Genomic DNA, 23,520 nt, shown 5'->3' on the forward strand with positions numbered 1-23,520 from the left:
AGGAAACTTATATGACTAATCCAAGCCAGGCACAAATCGACAATCTCGTAAATATGCTGGACGGCTATGTAGAGCAGGGCGGCCATCACTTAAACGTTAATGTATTCTCAAAGGAAACCCTGCTGGACGCCCAGCAGCATCCTGAGAAATATCCGCAGCTGACCATCCGTGTTTCCGGTTATGCGGTCAATTTCACAAAACTGACAAAAGAACAGCAGGACGACGTGATCTCCAGAACCTTCCACGAGGGTATGTAATATATAGGATATTTATAAGAGGACAGAGGCGATTAACTATGACAGGTAAAATCCATTCGATTGAAAGCTTCGGCACCGTAGACGGACCCGGCATCCGTATGGTTATCTTTTTCCAGGGATGCCCGATGCGCTGTCTGTATTGTCATAATCCTGACACCTGGAATCCGGACGGCGGCCAGGAAATGACTGTGGATGAGATTCTCAGTGAATACGACACGAACAAAGCATTTTACCGAAACGGAGGGCTCACCGCCACCGGCGGCGAGCCGCTTATCCAGATTGATTTTCTCACGGACTTGTTCCGGGAAGCACACCGGCGGGGTATCCATACCTGTCTGGATACCTCCGGCATTACCTTTCACCGTGATTCGAAGGAGCTGCTGAAAAAATTCGACCGGTTGACCCGCTATACCGATCTTGTTATGCTGGATATCAAGCATATCGACCAGGAGGCCCACCGGTCACTGACCGGGCAGCCGAATGGTCCGGCCCTCGACTTCGCCCGCTATCTGGGTGAGAGGGGGACCCCTCTTTGGATCCGTCACGTGGTCGTTCCCGGAATAACGGATGATCCCCAGTCGCTAAAGCGGCTCGGCGCATTCATCGGTACCCTTCCAACACTTAAGGCCCTGGATGTACTGCCTTACCATTCCATGGGCGCTGCCAAGTATGAAGCGCTGGGACTTGATTATCCGCTGAAGGATCTGCCGGACATGCCCAAGGAAGAAGCGAAGGCTTTAAGGTCCTATATCCTCGAGGGTATCCGTTCTGTTCGAAGACAGAATCATTAACAGATCCGAAATTTTGGAATCGATGGGTTTCTTCTTGTCCCTGGAAGCTTTATAACGGTTCCAACTTCCGGATCTGGGACCTTCAGTTTTAACCTGGACTGCCGGTACTTCTCCCAGTATTGTCCTAAATAAAATGCATATAATTTACTTGTATAATTGATATGAATGTATTAGAATAATTCTAAGCATATCGTGAGGATAAGCTAATTTAAGAAAAGTTTATAGAAGGAGGATACGCATTATGGCACATGTAATTAACGATAGCTGCATCAGCTGTGGAACCTGCGAGGGCGAATGTCCGGTTGGTGCGATCAGCGAAGGGGATGGCAAATTCGTTATTGATGCAGATACCTGCATTGATTGCGGTGCTTGTGAAGGCGCTTGCCCGACCGGCGCTATCTCAGCTGAATAATAACGAACTACCAAAGAGTCTGTTGTAACTCGTTATACATCGGGTTGCAGCAGACTCATTTTATTTTTCCGAAAATGCTTCTATAATGAATCAAAAAATCCATCCTATTTTTGATCCCTGGGAACGTCCGCCTCTTTCCTCATTAATTTTAATCCCAGGTAAACCACCGCTGACACGATCAAAACACAGCACAGAATTACCACAGTCACTTTCCATGGAGAAATCCCCGGCTGAGACTGTTTTTTTTCATGTCCCGCCTGGCTGGCTGCCTCTCCTGGATTCTGAGACGGCTTTACTAACGGCTCTGAATCCGCCGCTTTCTCTTCCTGTCCGCCCGGCTCCATGACTTCCGCTGTTACCGCCGGTTCAGGCGGAAAAGATTCCTGAATGCCCGCCTGTCCGCTGGACGTTCTGATCTTCTTCTGGGCGCTGACTGTTGCAGTGTCCGTTGGATGATCTGTTTCTTCCCCCTGGGAATGTTTCTGGCTGTTCTTATTATCATCTTCTGTGTCTGGGTTCTGTGACGGGTTATTATCGGGACCTTCTCCGGTACCTGTGTCCGGGTCCCGGTCCGGGGGTTTGACTCCTGCGCCGCCCCGATCTCCTTCACTCGATCCGGACCAGACCGGGGGGATCGTCTGCGTACTGGTGAGATCCAGCAGCCACATATCTCCCAGCTCCTCATAACTGCTCCCAGGCCCTGTCAGGAACCTGACATAAAGCTCATCCTGCTCACATGGGATTTCTATGTAAAAACTTAACAGGCCAAGCTCCGTAGGCACGCCCCCGTTCAGGAGATTACTGCTCGAATCGGAGAGGCGGTACAGACTCCAGTTTTCCTTATCCAGGCTGTATTCCATCTCAAGCGTGTCCGCCCCATAGGGATAAGGCATCAGGAAAAGTATCCCATACCTCCCGGTATCCTTGTCATTAACCTGATATGATACCGGAAACATACCCTTTTCCTCATTTTTACTTATCACTGCCATCCGGGGCGTGACATTTTCCGGATTGTGTACTGTATACGGAAGATTCTGCAGCAAATAAGTGCCCGTAATCTGTGTTACACCAAAGGCATCCGTATCTGCCTGGGAGACTTCCCATCGGACCGGAAGAGCCACGTCAATGAGTTCCTTCGTTCCCTTAAGCTCTAACAGGGTCAGGACCGTATCCGGCAGCATTTCCTGCGTAAGTTCCGTTCCCACCTGTACGGTCACAGGCTTCGGATTGTCGTTATTTATCATCTGATAGACTGTCATAGCCCCTTCCACCGGAGGTGTCAGGCTGCTGTTTATAATCGTCATCTGATCCAGCTGGCTGTATACGCTCACCGCATTTCCGCCCTCACCAGCAATGGCTTCTATGGTACAGTTGCTGACCGATACCTCTCTGTTGCCATAGATCCCATAGGCATCGCCAGTACTGGAGACAGTGATGTCGCAGTCCGAAAGGGAGATGTCTCCCATAAAACTAAATACTCCACGGACCTGCCCCGTCCCTGAACTACGGATGTTCAGCCCGGATAGTTCCGCAGTCTCTCCCCCGGAACAGTACACTCCTGTACAGCTTTCACCTGTTGCTTCTATTTGAAATTCCCCTTTTTGGGGATCTGTACGGATCTCACCGGATGACAACATAATTCCGGCTCCACTGGATACTGAGATTTTACCGTTATATAAAGCTACGGTTCCCCCGCTGTTCACTACCAGGGCGATACCACCGGTCTCTGTGATCAGCAGATTCTCATTATCCAGTACTAATGGGCTGGCTGCAACGATGGCATAACGTCCGCAGACGATATCGATATGGCCGGTGCCATCCAGCAGGATCGGCTGGTCCTCGGTGCCAAGGGTCAACTGCAGATCCCCCGACAGCACATACTGGGCATCCTCGTTTTTATGCTCCTCATACCATTTCAAAAACTCTTGTTCATCTTCTCTGACAGGCGGCCATACGATTGCAAAACAGTCACTGGTGTTAAGCAGCACGACTGCCAAAACAATAACGATACCTGCCCATATATGTACTTTTCTGCTTTGCGCTTTATTTCGCATCTGTATATTTCCTTCCAATTTATGTTACCCTCTTTTTTCATATTATAGGTTCAACCTGTTACAGTCAAATTATTTTTCAAATATATACATATTTTGTATGTATTTTACAATAATTAACAATAATTAACAACAAATAACAACAGATAATTATTTAGATTGCAGTTTTATTCCGTTATAATTAAAATTAGTTTTATTGTATATCTCTCACATTCTCTCAGATTTGACAGAGATACAGACAGGCAAATAGCGTATAATGAGATGATGGGCAGATAAAACATCTAAAACATCTGGACAATTACACCTGTACTGCTTAAACTATAATATAAGGTGAGGAACTATGGAACGGTTATTATTTGTGGATGACGATGCAGATTTACTGGATATGAATAAGATCTATTTTGAGAAACTCGGATATTTGGTGGATATCGCATTGGGTGCGGAAGACGCACTCCATTTTCTGTCCGAACATCATTATAAATGTATTGTGCTGGACATTCGAATGGATGATGTGAATGGTCTGGACCTTTGCAGGCTTATTCGTCAAAAATACCGGGTGCCGATTATTTTTCTGACCAGTCTGACGGAAGAGGAGATCATGATCGAAGGATTCGAATGCGGCGGTGATGATTATCTGCTGAAGCCCTATCGCATGAAGGAGCTGGAGATGAGAGTACGAGCCAGGATCCGGAATACCAATCCGCTGGCACCGGCACGGTCTTTGACCTGCGCCCTGCAGCTCAATCCGGAGGAAAAGCAGGCATACATAGGCGGCAAGTCATTAAATCTTACAGTAAATGAATATGAAATATTACAGTTCCTCGCTCAGCACAAGGGTACGCCATACCGCCAGGAGGCGATCTATCAGGCTTTGTGGGGAGAAGATTATTATAACACCCACAGTATCCAGATCCTGGTTATGCGGATACGCAGAAAAATCCAGGCACTTTCACCCGACAAAGAATATATCAAAACACAGTGGGGAAAGGGCTACATCTATACGGAGTAATCTATGACAAAAGAAGCAAAACACAATATACGGATTTCCATACTGATCCTGGCCTTTTCCTTTTTATTGGCTGGGATCTTATTTTGGGTTACCTATCACTATGATAATAAATATACTTCCCAGAGCAAACAGCTCTATCCGTTAATCGATCAATGGGAATACTATCCCGATCACCTGTATGGACCGGATGATTTTGTGTCCGGCGACGTATCTGATCCGGGATTGATCTATATCGGACAATTCGGGAATTTCTCACAGGACCGCAGCGGCGGCTCGCCTTTTGGAACTGCCACCTACCGCAAATGTCTGACACTGGCACACCAGCCCCAGGGATGGCTTCTCGAGCTTCCGGAGGTCTTTTCGGCCTGCAGGATATACATGAACGGGGAAAAGGTGCAGGAGATCGGCAATGTGGATCCGGATCACTATAAGTACGGGGTCCGCAATACATTGTTGAACCTGCCTGACGGGCACGTAGAACTGATTATACAGACCTCGAATTTCTCCCATTACTACAGCGGTGTCACCTATCCGCCTTTACTCGGCAGCAGCGATGATATTTTGAAAAATCTGACGGTCCGTTTTATATTCTATGCGCTGTTATGCTTCTTTCCACTGGGCGGCGCGGCCGCCTCCATTGCCGTCTGGGCCCACCGGCAGAAGGAACCTCTTTATCTGACTTATGGCCTGCTTTGTCTTTTCTTTTCCATCCATACCCTTTATCCTTTTATCCACTGGAGCGGGATCCGTCTGGGTGAATTGGCCTATGTTATCGAGGATTCCTCTTATTTTGCTATGCTTTCCTGTATGGCTTTGCTGACTTATTGGCTTACCCGCAGGGTTTTGCCGCGGAAGCTGCATATCGTTTTCTATCTGTTTTCGGTTCTGTTGTGCATACTGCCCCCTGTTTCCATGTACATACTGTTTCCTCTGTTTCCCCATACCATAGCATGGTATGGAACGGTTATCAGCCTGGCAAAGCTGATTATGTGTGTCTACCTGATGTCTGCCGCTCTTTATGGTGCACTGAAACGAAGTTTTTCCATCTGGCTTCTCTCCGGCAACGCGGTTTTCGGCTTTGGTATTCTATTGGATTATGTTACTGGCGGACAGTTTGAGCCGATCCGATTCGGCTGGCAGAATGAGTATTGCGGTTTTATTATGGTTATGCTGTTTACCGGTCTGATCATCCGGTATAACCGTAAAATTATATCGGAAAATCAGCGTCTGACCGAGCATCTGCAGGAAGAAGTCTCGCTTAAGACCGCATCCTTAACCAGTATGCTGAACGAACGTAAAAAATTCCTGTCTGCCGTGGCCCACGATCTGAAGGGACCGGCTGCCGTTATTCAGACCTATATTGATTTTATCCGGGAAAGCGGAGTCGATATGGATGAGGAAATGGAGCGGTATCTGACGGTGATCGACAATAAGTCTGCCCAGCTGCGGGATAATATTCAGACGCTGCAGGTCTTTAACGCCCAGGACCGGATACAGGAAACGTCCGAGCGTTTAAGCTGCCTTGATTTTTTCAGATTAGTCTACATGGAAACACGCGCATACACGGATGCCAATGGGATTTATTATGATCTGTCCCTCCCAGACCAGGATGCCGTTCTCTATTGCCAGCAGAACCGGCTCTTCCGGGTATTTGAAAACATTATCCTGAATGCGGTGGAGCACACGCCTCTGGGCGGCAGAATCACCATCGGTATCAACTATTTACAGGAAACAGTAGAAGTATCGATCATGGATACCGGCGAAGGAATTTCACCCGATCATATGGACCATATCTTTGACTATCAGTTTAGCACTAAGAATCATCAGGGGGTACGGGGACTGGGGCTCTATTTTGTTAAAACCACAGTGGAGGAAATGGGCGGCTCCATAACGGCCGAATCGGATCCGGGTATTTTTACACGCTTTACGATTATCCTGCCGCTTAATTCACAGGGATAGCATATACCTGGTATAGCGTTTATTTCTGACTGATCAGGTATCGATAGTAAATATCCCGGATCTGGCGTACCTGCCCTCTGCGGATCGGGATCGATACGCCATTGCGCAGCAGGAACTTTGTATTTACCTCTTTTACATGTTCCATGTTAATCAGGAAACTCTGCTGGCAGCGCAGAAACCGGGAATCCCTCAGTACCTGTTCCACATGATTCAGCTTATCGTAGATCTGATACACGGCACCGTCGAACTGATGAATCATCACAATACGGTTCTGGCTTTCCAGATATAAAATATCATGATACGGAATCCGGCAGCGTTCCTTTTTCGTCTTAATCTCGAAGCTCTTATCCGTCTGCGGGAATTCCCTTCGGATCAGCCTGTACAGCAGTGCTTCCGCTTTTGGCTGCTCAAACGGCAGCAGCAGATAACCGGAAGCGAAGACTTCCTGGCTTTTCAACGCGAATTTCCTGCTGTCCGAAAAAAAGACTATACATTGGTCGTCATCCAGTGCCCGCAGCTTTTCGGCCGCCTGGACTTTTTCAGGCTTATCTGCATGAAAACCCAGAAAAATAATTTGATATTCCTCTTTTTCATACTGCTCCAGAAAATTATTTACTTCCTGATATTCCCTGATCGTAAAGTGCATACGATACTTACTCAATAAATCAGTCAGAAGGGCATACAGTTCCCTTCTGCTGTTCTCCCACTCATCACAGATCGCAATTCTCAACATGATGCTTATGTCACCCTCTCTATAACTCTGTCCCTTCAATTATAAAATAGATTCGGCGACTGTAGGGGGGCAACACAAAATGTTGTTATTTGTTGTTAAAGCGCAGAAAGGGACATGTCCAATCCGGTTTGGGACATGTACATTCTGAATGTACATGTCCCAAACCGATTTGGACATGTCCCCATTTACCTAAATCAGTTCGCTGCGCAGTGCTCTTTTTTTGCGCTTGGCCATTTTCATGCGGTGTCTTCTCTGCTTTTTCTCCTCAGATTTGGCAGCGGCCACTTCCCGCCGGGATCTCTGCACATTCCGGATAGACTCGTCCAGTTTTTTGAACCGCTCCTCTTCCCGGTCTTCCTTCATACGCAGCAGATAATCCATCTCTTTGATCACGTTATCGCTGACCTGGGTGCTGACTTCTTTCCCCAATTCCTTGTTGTTTTCTCTCAGGACGTCGGTGATCATGCTGCCCAGAATCATACGGAACTGGTTCATCTTCTGACCCTTGTCCATATTTTTTACAGCGGAGGACTGCTCTACCACCACGATCTCCTTTTCCACCGGTTCCGGTTCTTTTTTTACTTCCGTTTTTGGTGTGGAGGCGGCCACTTCTTTCATCGCCGTTTCTTTCAGCGTCTGCTCCATCACCTGGCGGTTTAGTTCCTCTTTCAGGATGATCAAGCTGTCCATATTTTTTCCACCGTTGGAGATTAATTCGGGTATCAGCATTTTAATCGCCTTCAGCTGGAACCCCTGATTTTTCAGTTCCTTTATATTCTTAAACAATTGAATGTCTTTATCCGTATAGTATCGATGACCCATTTCATTTCTGGCGATGGCGATTTCCAGCTCTTCTTCCCAGTACCGAAGAACATGAGCTTCTACCGACACCTTCTTGGCCGCGTCAGAAATCATGTAGCGTGTACCTCGTTCATTACTCATACTTGTCCCTCCAGGATTGTAAAAATTTTACAATTTTTTCTCTTTCCAATTATAACATACCCGCTATTTGGCGCAATAAAATTCGCTCGACATAATTTTCCCGGCAAGTGCGCTGAATTCGTCGTTTTTTCACAGGTGCCGCGTCTCCCCGGGGAAGGTCTTAAACCGTAAGGATCGGAACCCGCACGATCCCATTCCAACCGGAAATCCATACGTTATGCTTTTCCATGACGTCGTCTGAATGCCCGCATACCGGCAGTCCCGCCGCCGCGCCGGCGGTTATCTGCATCTTTCAGAAACCGTCCGCTGCCTTATCCCCCGGCAGCCTGAGTTTCCGGAAAAAATTTCTTATATTCAAAAGTCGAGGCGTCTGTATTTTACTTCGAAGAAAGTAAAATCGCCCCGATTGATGCGGTATTTCATGTTATAAGAAATAGCATCTGATTGTAAAATGTTACGTTTATCCCCGCATATAGCAACGCTTACCTGCCCGCTCCGTCCGTATATCCCCATCAGCAGGTAAAACGGCAAAAACGTGAAGTCTAATTGCGATTGGTATTTTGAGTAAATTGCATAACTAATTATACCCAAAAACCGCTGAAGTCTCACGACCTCAGCGATTTTCCTTTTTTCTTCCCCGTAAAATTTCTACTTTGGCTGCCGCAGGCTGCTAAGCTGTGAGCATGGATTCCACCATCTTCACAATCAGCAGTTTATCTCCCGGTTTTATCTCATCGCTGGTAAGCTCATTGGCTGCCATGATCTTTTCCACTGTGGTATAGTATTGCTTCGCGATACTCCAGAGGCTGTCACCGGGCTGCACACAGTAGCCCACGATTCCCGGCAGACCCTGCAGCTTATTTATATCCAGCGGTTCCACTTCCACATCCACGATATTGTTTCTCTTCAGTTTGCGCAGTACCAGCGTGTTCAGGTTAATCGTCAGTTTGACTTCGATCTCCTCACTGTCGATCATGGTCGTGGACAGCTGTTCAATATCTGTCCGCAGGTTATATTCGCAGTTGGCGTCAATTCCAGGCGCCTCTATGGTGTGATGGAACGGCACCATCCCCTTCATGGAATTAAACGGCATGGTATCGTCTGAGGTCACATACAATAACTGCACCTCCACGGCCCCTTCGATCTCGATTCCATTTTCCACCACCTGGATGTCGTCGATCTTGACATCTCCCTCGCTGTGGCAGACCTGCAGGATTCTCGAATCATTGCTCCCGATGCGGATACGCTCCGAGGCCCGGCATTTTGAAAAATTCTTAATCAAGAGCGTGTCAAAGACAGCTGGCTGAACCACAGGTTTTAACTCCTTGCTGGGCATGTAGACATCATCCAGAAGGCCCACCTGCTCTTCCTCGTAGAGCTTCATATCCAGTTCCAGCACCACGTCCACATTTAACAGCCGTTCTTCTCCGTCGTAATCCGGTTTCGGCTCCAGTTCTATATGGGGTACCGCCACTTCGATATCACCGATCATCTCGGCATTGCAGCCATAACACTCCAGTTCCCCGTGAAACGGGACACTGGTTTCCAGCCACTGTATCTGGTTTTCCTCATCCTCTCCCGTATAGAGCACAAACAGCAGCAATTCTCCTTTTATACTGACCATATTCTCTGCCAGCCGCAGATCCAGTCCTCTTACCTGCACGCTGTTCCAGAGCATTTCATAGATATTCGGCTTATTGGAAGGAAGCACTACTTCGTCTTTGATACGATAGGTATCTTTTTTGCTGACCGCCAGCTGGAGAACATCCATTCCCACATTCCGGAAAGCAACCGTCTCGTCATCGTGTACCTCAACCGCGGTTTCCTCATCATAGAGCTCTTCCAGCGCCATCATAAATGTCACCAGCGTTTTGACGCTTAATTTTCTGGAATTAATCAGGTTGGTGCTTAAATCCTCCAGATCCCATTTCAGACGGATATTATCGCCATCCGCCGCCCCTTCCAGGTTCATAACTTCCTCAAAGGGCAGTTTGCCATCCAGGCTATGTACCAGCTTATCCTCGGTATCACTCATATAGAGAATCCTAAACGTGAGATTCCCCTTGATACCGACATGATCGGCAGTAGGCTTGACTTCGTCAATGTTAACCTCGCCTTTTTGCTGTATAATTTTCCCAATATCGGGTTTACTGTCCGGTACATTATAATCGTCATCCAGGGTCAGCTGACTGACGGCTTTATTTTTGAGTTTATTCATATGAATATTTTTCTTTATCAACTCCATAGCTATACCTCCGCACGAGTATCCTTCTTTTTATTGTATTCCCGTCCACATCTATTTATGCTTACTGAAACACCACCGATTTGTCTAAATATTCCGTCTTGATCACGATATAAGGATAACTGGCCGCTTCCGTGATTTTCTCATCCTTGGACGGGCCGATCAGATTCGTATCAATATAAATGGCATTGCTGGTCAGAAACAGTTCATTTACCGCGATACTGTACCCTCCTGTATTCTGTTCCCCATAGCCCGCCACAATATACAAATAGCCGCCGTCCTCGTAGGTCAGCTTAAAATTAGCCGCTTTTTTTTCTTCGATGATTGTCAGAAGCTCTTCCGGAACCTCCGCGTTTTCCACAACAGTGAACTCCAGATCCTTAAGCTTGACCGGATCTGTATTTTCCACACTGCATCCGGTCAGAAGGCCGGCAACGGCCAGCAATATGCATACATGAACGGTCAGCGAATGCTGCGAGCCCGCCCGCAGGGCATGCATTACAGGGTACCAAAAATGGTATACTTTATATTGTTTTTTCATAGCAACATTCCTATCACCTTTTTAACCATTTTATTAAGCGACTGGAAAATTTATACACCATTTGCTTGTAATTTCCTAAGGGGTTTTCTATAATAAGACTGTATGCACATTAGAAAAGAAGAGGTATGAGATATGTTCCGATTTATCTTGATCGTAATCACCGTGGTAGGCTTTCTGATCCTGTCGATTCCCATCATGATCGTAGAATGGATTCTGGGAAAATTCAACCCGCGCGCCAGAGATATCAGCTCTCTGCGCATCGTGCAGGGGGTATTCCGTTTCATCCTGCTGTTAACCGGGCTTAAGCTGACCGTCATCGGGGAGGAAAATGTTCCGAAAGACCAGCCGGTTCTCTATGTCCCCAATCACAACAGTTTCTTCGATATCCTGATCACCTACTCCAGGTGTCCGCGGCTGACCGGATATGTGGCCAAGAAATCGATGGAGAAGATTCCGCTTCTGTCCAACTGGATGAAGCTTCTCTATTGCCTGTTCCTGGATCGTGACGATATCAAGGCCGGTTTAAAAACCATATTAAAAGGCATCGATCAGATCAAATCCGGGATTTCCATGTGTATTTTCCCGGAAGGTACCCGGAACAAGTCCGGCGAAAAGCTGCTTCCCTTCAAAGAAGGCAGTATGAAGATGGCGGAAAAGACTGGCTGTCCCATCATCCCGGTCACTTTGAATAACACCGCCAACATCTTTGAAAACCAGTTTCCGAAGATCCGCCCTGTCCACGTGATTCTGGAATACGGCGCCCCCATAGACATTAAGGCCTTATCCAAAGAAGACCGAAAGCATGCAGGAGCTTATACCAGAGATATCATTCTGGCAACCTTTGAAAAGAATGAACAACTGATATAAATTCAGGGGGCCAAGAGGCCAATCTGGCGCTGACAAAAAACAGGGCATCTGCAAAAGCAGTGCCCTGTTACGTTTTTTATCTATATTTTTAATTTAAATCCGTGCATCCCGCTTTGAATTCCCATCATAGACGTTACCTTTACAGTTAACTCGGCCCAGGCGCCCTCACGGCACACAGGAGTTTCTACTTAGTGCTGCTTCATTCCTGACCTGACACGGTTCATAGATTCCTGTTGCGTAAGACCCAGACGTCAACGCCACTTATAAAGGGCTGCTCTACAAGAAGGAACCCTGGGCGGGATATCACCCCTGCTGTAGCGGATTGCAGGTACAGGGCACCGCTAACTCCCCGGCTGCACGGAAACTTTATAACATTATTCATCCATTCTCAATCAGAATGCGAATTTTAGTATACCTTGTTTTGCCCGGTTTGTCAATCATCGCGTTTGTCATTATTGACTTAGTCAGGGAACACCGCTATTATTAAATTGTAACCGATCGTACAGCATCAGCTATTTATTTTGTCCATGGGGAGGCATGCGGTATGAAACAAAGAGACCTGAAGGGTACGCTGGTCGAAAAAAGAGACGGCGTAGGTATCGTTTTTCTGAACAGACCTGACAAATTGAACGCTTTGAATTCCGACATCATTGAGGACCTATTATATCTAATGGATGCATTCGAGGAAGACCCGGAGGTACGGGCCGTCATACTGACAGGCGTGGGAAAAGCTTTTTGCGCCGGCGGCGATATCGGCTCAGAAGCACAGATGGATACCATCGGTGCTTTTCACGGGGGAATTACCGGGAATAAGCTCATGAGCCGGATAGAGACTTGTCGTCTTCCGGTAATCGCCGCGATTAACGGTTACTGCCTCGGCGGTGGTTTTGAGATGGCTCTGGCCTGTGATATTCGGCTCGCCGCGGACACCGCAAAAATCGGCCTTACAGAAGTTACCCTGGGCGTGATTCCCGGAAGCGGCGGAACGCAGCGTTTACCCCGCCTGATCGGTAACAGCAAAGCCAAAATGGTCATGTTCTCCGGTGAAAAATACAAAGGTGAACGCGCGCTCCAAATGGGCCTGGTCGATCAGCTGTTCCCTGCCGGCTGCTTACTGGATGAAGCCGTAGCCTATGCCTCGAAAATAGCGAAAATGCCCCCTCTGGCTCTGGAATACATCAAGATCGCGGTAGACCAGGGATCCCAAATGGATCTGGATCGCGGCCTGCTCCTGGAATCCTCCCTGTTCGCCCACCTCTACGGAACCGAGGATCAAACAGAAGCCATGAACGCTTTCCTGGAAAAACGGGAACATAAGCCATTCCAGGGAAAATAACTAATTATAAAAAGATACCATTACTGCCCTGTCTATTCAGACCAAAACATCCGAATAAGCCAGGGCAGTCTTCTATTCTGCCTCCTATCCTTTTACCCGCTATACTTCCGCCTTCACGATCATCTTCTTAAACTCTGCCTGCTCCCCGTGGTCCAAAAGAGGCTTGTGGGCATCCTCCTCAAAACAAATCATGAACTCCCCTTCCTTAAGTGTAACATCCCACTCGCAACTTCCATTAAGCCACTCCACGTCCTTTCCCTCATCATACGCAGCAACACTGGAAAGATTATGTATCGAAGCCCCCTTGATCCTCTCCCGGCCGCCCAGGCAGATATGCACATCGATATATTTCCTGTGTGCCTCAAACAAAGCCTCTTCCTCGTCTCTGGTCCTCAGCAGTTCGCATTTAAAATAAACCCGCTCCCCATCTATCCGTACTTCTTCCGTCGGAATCCCCTCCACATCCAACCGGCTGATTTCATCAATTGCCCTGTCCAGATTCCGGTTCAACCCCGTATACTTTTTCAAATTCTGCAATCTATCAACAATCATAACCCATAACATTTCCTTTCTTAACATAAGCTCAACCAGCCAATAACAAATTAAAAATACCGAATCATCTCCTTTAATCAAACCATTCAACATCTTCATAAGTATTAACAGATTCTTTTGCCGCCAGGAATTCTTCTATAGCAGCTTTAGCTCTGGCTTTCTCCTGTTTTACGGCATCTTCATCCCGGTACAGGGACGCACCTTCTTCCAGAAGCCGTCTTTGTAATTTCGTAATGTCCACATTCCGCACCTCTACCTGGTCGTCGACCGCCAGCTTGGCCGCGATACCGGCCGCCTGCCCTTCCGCCATAACCAGAGGCATCAGTCTGGTGCTGCCGTGGGCGATGTGGGATACGGATATGCATCTGCCGATAACGATCAGACCGTCCATAGTCTTCGGGATCAGGCAGCGGTAAGGAAGATCATAGGCATCATCATTCTCAATCCACAGCCCTTCCACGGTACGGGTCTCTTTGTCAGGATCATCCCAGTAAGAACCTTTCGTCTCTTTGTGGACATCACAGGGGAATCCATATCGGGCGATCACATCGTCGAAATGGCGGCCCCTCTGTACATCCTCCGCCTGCATCGTATATTCCCCCACGATATGGCGGGACTCCCGGAAGCCGATCTCGATACCCGAATCCGCCAGATAGGATTTCTCGAATCCGGGCACATTCCGGATCAGAAAGCGGGCTATGCTCTCCGCCTGACGGTGGCCGTCCAGCTCCGCCTCGGTGCGTGATTCCGCGTCCGTAGGATCGAAATGGCAGCGGGTCGAATTCAGGCTGATGACACCGGGCAGGGCGGTTGTGGTAAAGAGGATGCTTTCCTTTGCGGAATAGACTTCTCCTTTCATCGCCTTTTCACGGAACAGGCTGTAGAAGCCCTGCGCTACAAACTGCCGCTGCTGCAGATTCGGCGGAATGGGCCGATCCACAGGGATCTGTTCTGTTTTTACATCGTAATCCTCCAGGGTAGACATTACATAATCGTGCAGCCGTTCAATGTCTACATTACCCATATCAAACATCAGGCTGCCCGGCTGGATTACACCGGCCCCATCCCCCATTACCCACTCGGCTCCAGCCCGTACGGCTACATCCGCGTCCCCGGTGGCGTCGATGATCACATCCGCATAGTAGGTGCTTCGGCCCGATTTGTTTTCCACTACCACACCCTTTACTTTATTGTCCTCTGTAACCACATCGGCCAGATACGTGTGCAGCATCAGCTCCACACCCGCCTCGCAGACCATTTCCATGGAGATCCATTTGTAAAGTTCCCTGTTATAGAGGGAAGCGTAGTAACCCGAACCGTAGGATTTTAGCGCCCTCAGATGGGGAGTGGCGCCGCCGCAGGCTACCAGGCGATCCATGAATTCCTGGGGAAGGCCCCGGATTACCTGCTCATCCTGATAGAAAAAGGAAGCCATGTTACACAGGCCGCCAGCCGTGGCTGTTCCGCCCAGGAAACCATACTGTTCGATCAGCAGCGTTTTCGCTCCTTCCCTGCCCGCCGCTATGGCCGCCATCACACCTCCGGTGCCTCCGCCCACTATAATTACATCATATTTATCCTTATAACCCATTGTATTCTTTTCCTCCATCCCTGTAATTTTATATATCCCTAATCCTTCACATTTAACCTTTACCTCACAGCGCCAGCGTGAAAACCAGATCATGCCCTACTGATAGTTTGACACCACTTCATCCAGAGTTGCTTTTACATCACCGCCGTTGATAATCAATTCCTGCACTGCTTCCGCAACTGCTGTAGAGAATTCCGCGTTGTAATCCGGCTCAAAGAAAAAGTTATCCAGCCCGCTTTCCCAGATTTTGGACCATTCGGACATGGTGTCATACATAGCGGATCCTTTTACGGATTCCATGTCGTATACGCTGGTTCTGACCGGCATACAGGATGCTTCATAGTAGTAGGAGCTGGCCTCGGCGGTCAGATTCGCGGTAATAAAATCAAAAGCGATCTCCGGATATTTACACTCTTTTCCAATACCCAGCGTCTGGGAAGTATCATAGGCCGGAGCCACACTCCCGTCTGCCACGCCGGGAATCGCACAGGTTCTGATATTTTCACCGACGCCTTCCGCGCCAGCCAGGGCACCGTACCGGTGGGATCCCAGAATAATGGAATAAGCCGTACCCGCTTTCATGGCGTTGAAGGTGTCCTCGATATTCATCTGTACCGCCGCGTTGTCCATGACACCCGCGTTGTACAGGTCTCGGAGCCATTCGATGGCCGCTGCTCCCTCATCGCTGTTCAGTACAATGTTCATGTCCTTGTCATAGACACTGGCGCCAAAGGCGTATAGTACCGGCGTCAGCTGCTGCAGGAAGCCGTCATCCCCGTGGCATCCCAGCACGAAACCGTAATTACCGTTTCCGGTAAATTCACCGGCTTTATCCACTATATCCTGAAGGCTTTGAAAGGGGGCTTCCTCGCCATAGATATCAGCACGGTAATATAACAGCATGCATCTGGTTTCCCAGGGAAGGCTGTAGATCTCGCCGTCGGTTTTCGTCAGGGCCTTTGCGGTGTAAATATAATCATCGGTTTCATTGATCCATTTGGTGGCATACTCGGTCATGGGCTGGAGCCCGCCAGCCGCTATGTACTGATCCAGGTTCGTGGAAAAGGCGCACACCACGTCCGGCGCATTTCCGGCGGCCGCAGCCTGTGTAAACTGCGTATGCAGGTCGGCCCAGTTTACGCTGACAACCGTCATTTTCGCTCCATACTCATTATTGGCGTTCCAGTCATCCAATATCTTCTTAAATGCCACATTCCTGGGATCGGCGTCTGATTCGGGATTCAGAATGGTCCAGCAGATCAGTTCTCTGCCTTCCCCGGATGCATCCGCAGGTGTTTCTGTCTGCGCGGAAGAATCCGCCGCGGGAGTTTGTGTCCCTTCCCCGCCTGATTCGCCGGAACTTCCACAGCCGGTCATAGACATAAGTAATGTTGCCGCCAGCAATAATGCCCATAATTTTCTTTGCTTCATAGATACCTCTCCTTTTTTTGCTCTTGTTGATAGTTTCCCTCATGCATCCACGATATGGATTCACCCCTTCACCGCGCCGGCCGTCAGGCCTGCCACGAACTGCTTCTGCAGGCAGATAAACAGGATCACGATCGGCACGATAGCCATGCATACACCTCCCATCAGCTGTCCATACATCGTACCGTAAGCAGTGACATAATTGTAAATTCCAATGGACAGCATTCTGTTCTGTTCACTGCTGACGAAGGAAGAAGATACCAGATAATCATTCCAGACAAATACCGCGGACAGAAGCGCTACGGAAGCGATTCCGGGTTTTGACATGGGAAGCACCATCTGATAGAAAATTTTAATTCTGCTGCACCCGTCCATAACTGCAGCCTCTTCGATCTCTTTGGGCGTCTGTTCGAAAAAGCCTTTCAACAGCCAGGTCATGATCGGTGTCCGCCAGGCCGCGTAGATCAGGATCAAAACCAGCTTGGTATTGTACAGCCCGGTCTTAACCGACAGGACATACAGTGGGCTTAACTGCGCCACCGCCGGTATCATAGCGGTCATCAGAACCGCGAACATGATAGCGTCACTGAACCGGAACTTCAGTCTGGCGAACGCATACGCCGCGTGGCTGGAGATCATTACCGCGGCCAGCATTGTAATTGCGGTAACCAGTATGGTGTTACAAAAATAAACCGGATAGTTTGACTGGAACAGGACCTTATAATAGTTCTCAAATGTCAGCGTCAGCGGTATAAAGCTGGGCGGATACATCAGCACCTCGCTCTCAGGCTTTAAGGACGTGGATACGGCCCAAAGGATGGGAAACATAGTAAAACATGCTGCGGCCGCCAGTATAAGATAAGTACAGGTGCGCGTCACAGTACGTTTTATGGTTCTGCTGCCCCTTTCATTCTGTACTGCCATTTCCCTCTCCCCTTTCTAGCTCTCTTTGCTGCTCATCAGCTTGATGTACAGGACACTGAAAATCATATTTAACAGCAGGATCAGTATACTGATAGCCGATGATGTACCCACATGCCAGTATATGAATCCTTCCCGGTATGCATAGACGCTCAGAGTCATGGTGCTCTTAAACGGCCCGCCGTCGGTCATGGTATTGAGCAGAGTCACCATGTTGAAATATTCCATGCTCTGCATGACCAAAGTGATGGCAATCGTGGGTTTTAGCAGAGGCAGCGTAATTTTCCTGAAGGTCTGCCAAGCGTTACTTCCATCCACCTTCGCCGCCTCGTACAGGTCTGCGGATATCCCCTGCAGAGCCGCCAGCATCATAATAATTACAATGGGGGCCGTGTTCCAGAAATTCGCCACCAGCACGGAGAGCCGGGCCGGAAGTATTTCCGTAAGGAATTCCACTCTTGTGCCGAATAGCTCCTGGAAGATATAGGTCAAGAGTCCGTAACTGCTGTTATAAATCCACCGCCATAACATGGCCGTTATGGTCTGGGAGATAACCCAGGGAATAATAATGAAGGTCCGGAATACCGCCTGCCCTTTCAGCTTCTGATTCAGAAGGACAGCCAGGACGATTCCCACCGGAAATACCAATAACAGGGAACCGAATACATACCACAAAGAATTCCATATACTTTTCCACGCGTTGCCATTGGCAAATATTTCCCTATAATTGTCCAGCCCGACGAATTCCTGAAGAGTAAGATAGTTGGTATCATGCAGACTCCATTTGACCGCTGTTCCGATCGGAATAAACGTAACCGCAACCGTTAACAGTACCAGCGGAGCGATAAACAACAGGGCTACCAGAAATTCTTTCCGCTTTCGCTTATTATGGTGTACCGCGGCAGCTTTATGCTTACCCAAGACATCCCCTCCTTTCCGGTCTGCGTATTATGCCTGCTGTAATTTGTGTGCTTTGGTAAGGTTTCTAAGAGCTTTTTGTGCCCCATACAGAAGGTAATCCGTATCCGCTCCCGCCGAGATCATGTGGATACCCATACCGCTGAAATACCGGATCGTTTCTTCCCGGAAGTCCCCTGTAGAAACCCCGATATATTTGTTGCGGGCTTTCAGCTTCTGAATGGTCTCTTTCATGAGCCGGGCCGTAGGCTCATCGTACGGATGGCACAACTGCCCGATGGAGCCGGCCAGGTCACAGGGCCCGAAGATAAAGCCGTCGATCCCGTCTACCTCCGCCAGATTTTCCACACATTTTACCGCTTCTACATGCTCGATCTGGATAAACCTGCACATGTCCAGGGACCCGTTTTCGATATATTCGTTCACATCGCCCAGTCCGTATTTAATAGGTTTTCGAGGTCCAAATCCCCTGCTGCCCCGGGGCGGATAGAAAGTCCCGTCTATAGCCTTCTCCGCCTCCGCCACGGTGCGGATCATCGGAAATACGACCCCGTCCACTCCCATCTCCATGACACGTTTCAGCGTAATAAAGTCATTCTGTGGAATACGGACGATCACACTGGCTCCCACTGCCCTGGCCGCATTCAAATGTATGTATAACTGTTCGCAGTCAATGTAGGTATGCTCCATATCCACCCATATGTAATCAAAATTCAGGCATCCCAGTATTTCACAGATACTGGGATCACTGAGAGATACATGGGTGCCGATAACCGGCTCTTTGCTTTTGATCTTTTCTCTCAGACTATTCATATCGACTCTCCTCCGCTTGTTTGCTGTACATCTTCATCACCAGTCTACCTTTCTAGCTGTCTTACAGCTTGATAGGTGTATATTACCATTAATGTTTTTATTTGTCAATATATCCATTGACTATTTTTGCTAAATTTAAATGCTTTTTAGAGATGTTTTTCGTGTTTTTTATCTATGCTCCGGAACGCAAAAAGGCGCTGCAGCCGGTTATCAACTTAAACCCGGCTGCAGCGCCCTCTCATTCCACTCTCTTTCAATTCTGCGCATCATGCAACATTTGAACTTCCGATTCACTGCCTGTTTTCCTCGTGGGAAAGCGCCAATATGTAATTCCGCTGGGAACTCTCCAGATGAAGGCGGATCACTTTCTTTGCCTCCGGCACATTCCTGGTGCGCAGCACCTCGATAATCCGGTCGTGGTAGTCGATCCCCTCTTCATTCCCTACCTTGTAATCCAGCGTGTACTTTACCACCTGCGTGACCAGGGATGCCATAGATTCCACGAAAACCTCCAGCAGCAGATTCCCGCTTAACTGTGCGATTTTCCTGTGAAACAGTACATCATCCTGTGCCCGCTTGTCCACGTTCAGCATATATTCCCGCATATGGTTGTTAATCTTCTGAAGTTCATCAAAACCCTCATCAGAAGCCTTCATCGCTGCCTGGGCGGCAGCCATTGTCTCCAGATTGATGCGGACACTGAAAATATCATCCACATCAATCTTTCTCAGATGGATGATCCGGTTAATCGTATCGGTTACCAATTCAGAATCCGGCTCACAGATAAAGGTCCCTTCCCCGTTTTTCTGAATGATCAGCCCACGCTCTTTTAGAATTTTCATAGATTCCCTGATTACAGGACGGCTCACGCCAAAGTCACCTGCCAGCGACTGTTCGGACGGAAGCTTCTGCTCCATGACAAATTTTCCGTTTATAATCATCTCTTCCAGCTTATTGGCGATAATCTCCGGGAATGATTCTCTTGGCAGTATCAGATCTGTATCCATACCCATACCCCATCAACCTCCCTTTCATTAATTAATAACACATAAGCCGGCAGTTTTCAATCAAAATAATGTTATTCCGGGTTTAACACCGTTTCCAGGCTGCTGTCCTGGAAAAAGGTATTCGCATTGTACAGGAATAACAGATCCGAATAATTCCCGGACTGCATCAGCTCCTCGATGTTCCCCGTATAGTACCTGGGATCCAGCATGGTGATCTCCCCGAAATACGGCGCCAGAAACGGTACAAAACAGTTGGCATAAGAGTCCTTGATCACCAGCAGGCTTCTGTTTGGATCCGCCGTACTCTCTATCTGCACCAGCGGATGATTTCCTCCGAAGAAAACCTCGTACTTATCCTTGTTCTCCAGTTTGGATTCCTCATAAAACGTAGCGGTTTTCTGCTTCTCCTCCACATAGGTCACCACGTAGTCCAGAGGCACTTGGGGCAGGAACACACTGATCGTATCCCCGTTGTTCAGATAATATCCGCTTTTGGAAGCCAGGGACCCCACGAATTCATTGGTTACCGGATAGCTGTCGTAAGCCACCGCGTCCGGATCCAGGGACAGGACAGGCGCCAGCTGCCGGAATGCGTCGTAGGCCCCCTGCGTCGTCCAGTGGTGATCCGTCTTATAGTACATCGGGTTCACGGAATCCCGCTGCAGTGCTTCCTTTACATCCACGAAGGTAAGAGGCGGGGCCAGGGAATCCCGCACCTGTCCGATATAGGCATCCTGATCCTTAACCGGGGCATAAGACGGGAGATAATCCCGCAGCACATTGGCGGCGTCAGGAACCAGTATGACCGCAGAACGCATCTGGGGATAGCGGGCAGCGAACGCGTTCATCGCGTTTATTTTTTTTACAAGGCTGTCCTGGTCGGGAACCGCGATATCTTCCAGCAGATACTGCTGATCTCCGTAATAGACACCGTTGGAATAGTTTTTGCCGACCAGGCGGTCTACCGTGGTCTTGATCTCCACCCAGAAAGACCGGAATGCAAATTGGTCTGTCGTGTACTTTTCATATTTCTTCGGATACCTGCCGTCCAGGAACCCGGCGGCTGTAAAGGCCGGACGTTCTGTCAGCATACGGTTTTCCGTTTCCGAATAGGTCTGATCCGGAATAAACAGGTTTATTGCCGTGATGGCTGTCAGTACCAGAAGGAAACTGATGAACAGTAATTTATAAAAACGTTGATTTTCTCGCTTCATAGATCGTCTTACTCCAATGTCAGAATCTGAAATAAAGGAATGGATTATAGGTTTCCGTTACAAGGAATGCGATACACAATACAAAAATCAGTAAATGCAGGACCACAGCCGTTTTGGAACGCCCTTTGCGGCCCTCAAACATCAGCCATTGGAACAGACGCTGCACTGCATTGGTGGAGCAGACTGCCGCCAGCGCAAACAGCACCGCATTGGTGAGCAGATAGTAGATACCGGCGGTATCGGTCAGCGGCACGCCGTTTTGGCCAAACATGGCGGCCAGATACTGACCGGCATAGTGAAGATCCGGGCTTGCGAACAAAACCCAGCCGATCACCACAAAAAACATCGTATACACATGGATCAAAACAGCCGGGAGTTTATCCAGGAATTTCCGCAGAACGAATTTTTCAATCAGCAGCAGAATGCCGTAATAAAGGCCCCAGACCACAAAATTCCAACTGGCCCCATGCCAGAGCCCGGTCAGCAGCCAGACAACGAAAATATTGCGGATCGTCCGCAGAACCCCCTTCCGGTTGCCTCCCAGAGGAATATAGACATACTCCCGAAACCAGGTGCTCAGTGAGATATGCCATCTTCTCCAGAAATCCGTGATCCCTCTGGCTACATAAGGATGATTAAAGTTCTCCTGAAATTCGAAGCCAAACATCTGCCCTAAGCCGATGGCCATGTCCGAATATCCGCTGAAGTCAAAATAGATCTGAAAGGTAAAGGCCAGAATCCCCACCCAGGAGCTCAGAACGGAAAGCTGTTCCAGGCCCAGATTCGTGATGCTCTGGTAGACACTCCCGATCGTGTTGGCGATCAAGACTTTCTTAGCCAGTCCCTGCAGGAATCTGGATATTCCATAACCGAACTTGCTGAAGCATTCCCTTCTGTCCTTCAGCTGCTCCGCGATATCCTTGTATTTTACGATCGGTCCTGCGATCAGCTGGGGAAACATGGAGACATAGAGTCCAAAGTCAACGATATTCTTCTGCGCGTCCACAACACCCCGGTATACATCAATGATATAGGACATGGTCTGAAAAGTATAGAAGGAAATTCCGATCGGCAGTGCCAGATCCTGGATCGGGATATGAAGACCAAAAATCCCGTTCACATTTTCCACAGCGAACCCATAATACTTGAAAAATCCCAGGATAAAAAGGTTCACCACTACCGCGAAGACCAAGTTAACGGCGGCGGCCGTCTTTCGGCCGCGGCACCGCTGGATATCCATACCGCACACATAGTTAAAGCAGATGGAAAAGATCATCAGGAAAATATAGACCGGTTCTCCCCATGCGTAGAAGATAAGGCTTCCGGCCAGCAATACAAAATTCTTGAATTTTCTGGGGACAATATAATAAACCAGCAGCATGGCCGGCAAAAATGTAAAAATAAAAAAGACACTGCTGAATATCATTCCTGCTTCCTCATTCTTTCTTACTGTTGTCGCTGATCAGGCTATCCAGAAACGCCTTCTTCATAGACTCCGCGCCCGGTGAGATCGCGAAGAAGACATAGTTTCCCTTGACCAGAGTTTCTGCGTCTCCGATCAGTTTCATCTGCTCCACGCCATAACCGTCAAAGTTCTGTCTCTGTGCCTCGATCCGCTTCGTTATGGCCTGTTCCACAGCATCCGCCTGACTATCATTTTCTGTTTTGACCAGCAGGATTTCTTTTACATCCATACTATCAGTGGAGGTGTACAGCACAAACTCCTCATAGGTTCCCTTGTCCAGCCCATAGAGTCTTTTCAGTGTCCTGGCATCGGCCGCCTGCATAGTACTTAGATCGGCCGCCTGTAAGATATTCTGTTCCACTTCCCGTATCGGTTTGGAGCTATATGCGTTATAATGCAGCATGGCCGTTATGAACAGGGCCAGAATCAGCACCAACCCGATTTTTATAATATTATAAAGATATTTCATAT

At 48.4% G+C, this 23,520-nt stretch carries 23 protein-coding genes and 1 other RNA gene; 7 read left to right on the forward strand and 17 right to left on the reverse strand.

Annotated elements, in window-relative coordinates; all coding sequences use genetic code 11:
- The first annotated feature begins 11 nt into the window (after positions 1 to 11).
- From grcA3 to KTH90_RS05630, 3 genes are all read left to right on the forward strand, one after another.
- Positions 12 to 257, forward strand: a complete 246-nt coding sequence (grcA3, locus tag KTH90_RS05620) for an autonomous glycyl radical cofactor GrcA3 (RefSeq protein WP_158350715.1) — start codon at positions 12 to 14, stop codon at positions 255 to 257.
- A gap of 38 nt (positions 258 to 295) precedes the next feature.
- Positions 296 to 1,048 (forward strand): pyruvate formate-lyase-activating protein, encoded by a 753-nt coding sequence (gene pflA, locus KTH90_RS05625; RefSeq protein ID WP_238726418.1) that lies wholly within the window; start codon positions 296 to 298, stop codon positions 1,046 to 1,048.
- A 241-nt stretch (positions 1,049 to 1,289) separates the two neighbouring features.
- Positions 1,290 to 1,460 carry a DUF362 domain-containing protein gene (locus KTH90_RS05630; RefSeq protein ID WP_158350711.1) on the forward strand — a complete coding sequence of 57 codons (171 nt, stop codon included), beginning with the start codon at positions 1,290 to 1,292 and terminating at the stop codon, positions 1,458 to 1,460.
- Between the two features lie 104 nt (positions 1,461 to 1,564).
- On the opposite strand, the gene KTH90_RS05635 is transcribed toward KTH90_RS05630, so the two are convergent.
- Positions 1,565 to 3,514: a hypothetical protein gene (locus KTH90_RS05635; RefSeq protein ID WP_238726419.1), complete on the reverse strand. Its 1,950-nt coding sequence runs from the start codon at positions 3,512 to 3,514 to the stop codon at positions 1,565 to 1,567.
- A gap of 337 nt (positions 3,515 to 3,851) precedes the next feature.
- On the opposite strand from KTH90_RS05635, the gene KTH90_RS05640 reads away from it, so the two are divergent.
- Complete coding sequence (locus KTH90_RS05640) at positions 3,852 to 4,520, forward strand: response regulator transcription factor (RefSeq protein WP_158350707.1); 669 nt, start codon at positions 3,852 to 3,854, stop codon at positions 4,518 to 4,520.
- Positions 4,521 to 4,523: 3 nt separating this feature from the next.
- On the forward strand, positions 4,524 to 6,479 hold the full coding sequence (locus tag KTH90_RS05645) for a sensor histidine kinase (RefSeq protein ID WP_238726420.1): 1,956 nt from the start codon (positions 4,524 to 4,526) through the stop codon (positions 6,477 to 6,479).
- 19 nt (positions 6,480 to 6,498) lie between these two features.
- Here the strand turns inward: KTH90_RS05645 and KTH90_RS05650 are convergent, their stop codons facing one another.
- The 5 genes from KTH90_RS05650 to KTH90_RS05665 form a co-directional block, all read right to left on the reverse strand.
- Positions 6,499 to 7,212, reverse strand: coding sequence for a LytR/AlgR family response regulator transcription factor (locus KTH90_RS05650; protein ID WP_158350703.1), 714 nt, complete (start codon positions 7,210 to 7,212; stop codon positions 6,499 to 6,501).
- 189 nt (positions 7,213 to 7,401) lie between these two features.
- Entirely contained in the window at positions 7,402 to 8,154 is a 753-nt protein-coding gene (locus tag KTH90_RS05655; RefSeq protein WP_158350701.1) for a helix-turn-helix domain-containing protein, read from the reverse strand.
- Positions 8,155 to 8,314: 160 nt separating this feature from the next.
- Positions 8,315 to 8,443, reverse strand: a complete 129-nt coding sequence (locus KTH90_RS24850; protein ID WP_275061334.1) for a hypothetical protein — start codon at positions 8,441 to 8,443, stop codon at positions 8,315 to 8,317.
- Between the two features lie 381 nt (positions 8,444 to 8,824).
- Positions 8,825 to 10,399 carry a DUF3794 and LysM peptidoglycan-binding domain-containing protein gene (locus tag KTH90_RS05660; RefSeq protein WP_158350700.1) on the reverse strand — a complete coding sequence of 525 codons (1,575 nt, stop codon included), beginning with the start codon at positions 10,397 to 10,399 and terminating at the stop codon, positions 8,825 to 8,827.
- A 61-nt stretch (positions 10,400 to 10,460) separates the two neighbouring features.
- Entirely contained in the window at positions 10,461 to 10,937 is a 477-nt protein-coding gene (locus tag KTH90_RS05665) for a protease complex subunit PrcB family protein (protein WP_238726421.1), read from the reverse strand.
- Between the two features lie 132 nt (positions 10,938 to 11,069).
- Between KTH90_RS05665 and KTH90_RS05670 the strand changes: the two genes are divergently transcribed.
- Positions 11,070 to 11,804 (forward strand): lysophospholipid acyltransferase family protein, encoded by a 735-nt coding sequence (locus KTH90_RS05670; protein WP_158350698.1) that lies wholly within the window; start codon positions 11,070 to 11,072, stop codon positions 11,802 to 11,804.
- A 99-nt stretch (positions 11,805 to 11,903) separates the two neighbouring features.
- Here KTH90_RS05670 and ffs read toward each other — a convergent pair.
- Positions 11,904 to 12,165: signal recognition particle sRNA large type (gene ffs, locus KTH90_RS05675), an RNA gene on the reverse strand.
- A gap of 183 nt (positions 12,166 to 12,348) precedes the next feature.
- Here ffs and KTH90_RS05680 point away from each other — a divergent pair.
- On the forward strand, positions 12,349 to 13,140 hold the full coding sequence (locus KTH90_RS05680; RefSeq protein WP_238726422.1) for an enoyl-CoA hydratase/isomerase family protein: 792 nt from the start codon (positions 12,349 to 12,351) through the stop codon (positions 13,138 to 13,140).
- A gap of 99 nt (positions 13,141 to 13,239) precedes the next feature.
- Here the strand turns inward: KTH90_RS05680 and KTH90_RS05685 are convergent, their stop codons facing one another.
- The 10 genes from KTH90_RS05685 to KTH90_RS05730 all read right to left on the reverse strand — a co-directional run bounded on the left by KTH90_RS05685 (position 13,240) and on the right by KTH90_RS05730 (position 23,518).
- Positions 13,240 to 13,692: a YhcH/YjgK/YiaL family protein gene (locus KTH90_RS05685; RefSeq protein ID WP_238726423.1), complete on the reverse strand. Its 453-nt coding sequence runs from the start codon at positions 13,690 to 13,692 to the stop codon at positions 13,240 to 13,242.
- 73 nt (positions 13,693 to 13,765) lie between these two features.
- The gene (locus tag KTH90_RS05690) at positions 13,766 to 15,283 is read right to left on the reverse strand and encodes an FAD-dependent oxidoreductase (RefSeq protein ID WP_238726424.1); all 1,518 of its coding nucleotides are present in this window, start codon (positions 15,281 to 15,283) and stop codon (positions 13,766 to 13,768) included.
- 96 nt (positions 15,284 to 15,379) lie between these two features.
- Positions 15,380 to 16,714, reverse strand: a complete 1,335-nt coding sequence (locus KTH90_RS05695; protein ID WP_158350691.1) for a sugar ABC transporter substrate-binding protein — start codon at positions 16,712 to 16,714, stop codon at positions 15,380 to 15,382.
- Positions 16,715 to 16,774: 60 nt separating this feature from the next.
- Entirely contained in the window at positions 16,775 to 17,635 is an 861-nt protein-coding gene (locus tag KTH90_RS05700) for a carbohydrate ABC transporter permease (protein ID WP_158350689.1), read from the reverse strand.
- 15 nt (positions 17,636 to 17,650) lie between these two features.
- On the reverse strand, positions 17,651 to 18,553 hold the full coding sequence (locus KTH90_RS05705; protein WP_158350687.1) for a carbohydrate ABC transporter permease: 903 nt from the start codon (positions 18,551 to 18,553) through the stop codon (positions 17,651 to 17,653).
- A gap of 27 nt (positions 18,554 to 18,580) precedes the next feature.
- Positions 18,581 to 19,363, reverse strand: coding sequence for an HpcH/HpaI aldolase family protein (locus KTH90_RS05710; RefSeq protein ID WP_158350685.1), 783 nt, complete (start codon positions 19,361 to 19,363; stop codon positions 18,581 to 18,583).
- A gap of 290 nt (positions 19,364 to 19,653) precedes the next feature.
- Positions 19,654 to 20,376, reverse strand: a complete 723-nt coding sequence (locus tag KTH90_RS05715) for a FadR/GntR family transcriptional regulator (protein WP_158350683.1) — start codon at positions 20,374 to 20,376, stop codon at positions 19,654 to 19,656.
- A gap of 65 nt (positions 20,377 to 20,441) precedes the next feature.
- Positions 20,442 to 21,584, reverse strand: coding sequence for a DHHW family protein (locus KTH90_RS05720; protein WP_158350681.1), 1,143 nt, complete (start codon positions 21,582 to 21,584; stop codon positions 20,442 to 20,444).
- 19 nt (positions 21,585 to 21,603) lie between these two features.
- Positions 21,604 to 23,010: an MBOAT family O-acyltransferase gene (locus KTH90_RS05725; RefSeq protein ID WP_158350679.1), complete on the reverse strand. Its 1,407-nt coding sequence runs from the start codon at positions 23,008 to 23,010 to the stop codon at positions 21,604 to 21,606.
- A gap of 10 nt (positions 23,011 to 23,020) precedes the next feature.
- Positions 23,021 to 23,518, reverse strand: a complete 498-nt coding sequence (locus tag KTH90_RS05730; RefSeq protein ID WP_158350677.1) for a DUF4358 domain-containing protein — start codon at positions 23,516 to 23,518, stop codon at positions 23,021 to 23,023.
- Positions 23,519 to 23,520: the final 2 nt, after the last annotated feature.

Origin of the sequence: Diplocloster modestus, from assembly GCF_019042245.1 — a bacterium.
GTDB lineage: Bacteria > Bacillota > Clostridia > Lachnospirales > Lachnospiraceae > Diplocloster > Diplocloster modestus.

Coding starts and splice junctions, on each gene's coding strand:
- KTH90_RS05630 (WP_158350711.1), top strand. CDS start 1,290: ATGGCACATGTAATTAACGATAGCTGCATCAGCTGTGGAACCTGCGAG.
- KTH90_RS05680 (WP_238726422.1), top strand. CDS start 12,349: ATGAAACAAAGAGACCTGAAGGGTACGCTGGTCGAAAAAAGAGACGGC.
- KTH90_RS05730 (WP_158350677.1), bottom strand. CDS start 23,518: ATGAAATATCTTTATAATATTATAAAAATCGGGTTGGTGCTGATTCTG.
- KTH90_RS05685 (WP_238726423.1), bottom strand. CDS start 13,692: ATGATTGTTGATAGATTGCAGAATTTGAAAAAGTATACGGGGTTGAAC.
- KTH90_RS05660 (WP_158350700.1), bottom strand. CDS start 10,399: ATGGAGTTGATAAAGAAAAATATTCATATGAATAAACTCAAAAATAAA.
- pflA (WP_238726418.1), top strand. CDS start 296: ATGACAGGTAAAATCCATTCGATTGAAAGCTTCGGCACCGTAGACGGA.
- KTH90_RS05670 (WP_158350698.1), top strand. CDS start 11,070: ATGTTCCGATTTATCTTGATCGTAATCACCGTGGTAGGCTTTCTGATC.
- KTH90_RS05695 (WP_158350691.1), bottom strand. CDS start 16,714: ATGAAGCAAAGAAAATTATGGGCATTATTGCTGGCGGCAACATTACTT.
- grcA3 (WP_158350715.1), top strand. CDS start 12: ATGACTAATCCAAGCCAGGCACAAATCGACAATCTCGTAAATATGCTG.
- KTH90_RS05720 (WP_158350681.1), bottom strand. CDS start 21,584: ATGAAGCGAGAAAATCAACGTTTTTATAAATTACTGTTCATCAGTTTC.
- KTH90_RS05710 (WP_158350685.1), bottom strand. CDS start 19,363: ATGAATAGTCTGAGAGAAAAGATCAAAAGCAAAGAGCCGGTTATCGGC.
- KTH90_RS24850 (WP_275061334.1), bottom strand. CDS start 8,443: ATGCAGATAACCGCCGGCGCGGCGGCGGGACTGCCGGTATGCGGGCAT.
- KTH90_RS05635 (WP_238726419.1), bottom strand. CDS start 3,514: ATGCGAAATAAAGCGCAAAGCAGAAAAGTACATATATGGGCAGGTATC.
- KTH90_RS05640 (WP_158350707.1), top strand. CDS start 3,852: ATGGAACGGTTATTATTTGTGGATGACGATGCAGATTTACTGGATATG.
- KTH90_RS05655 (WP_158350701.1), bottom strand. CDS start 8,154: ATGAGTAATGAACGAGGTACACGCTACATGATTTCTGACGCGGCCAAG.
- KTH90_RS05650 (WP_158350703.1), bottom strand. CDS start 7,212: ATGTTGAGAATTGCGATCTGTGATGAGTGGGAGAACAGCAGAAGGGAA.
- KTH90_RS05645 (WP_238726420.1), top strand. CDS start 4,524: ATGACAAAAGAAGCAAAACACAATATACGGATTTCCATACTGATCCTG.
- KTH90_RS05665 (WP_238726421.1), bottom strand. CDS start 10,937: ATGAAAAAACAATATAAAGTATACCATTTTTGGTACCCTGTAATGCAT.
- KTH90_RS05725 (WP_158350679.1), bottom strand. CDS start 23,010: ATGATATTCAGCAGTGTCTTTTTTATTTTTACATTTTTGCCGGCCATG.
- KTH90_RS05715 (WP_158350683.1), bottom strand. CDS start 20,376: ATGGGTATGGATACAGATCTGATACTGCCAAGAGAATCATTCCCGGAG.
- KTH90_RS05690 (WP_238726424.1), bottom strand. CDS start 15,283: ATGGGTTATAAGGATAAATATGATGTAATTATAGTGGGCGGAGGCACC.
- KTH90_RS05700 (WP_158350689.1), bottom strand. CDS start 17,635: ATGGCAGTACAGAATGAAAGGGGCAGCAGAACCATAAAACGTACTGTG.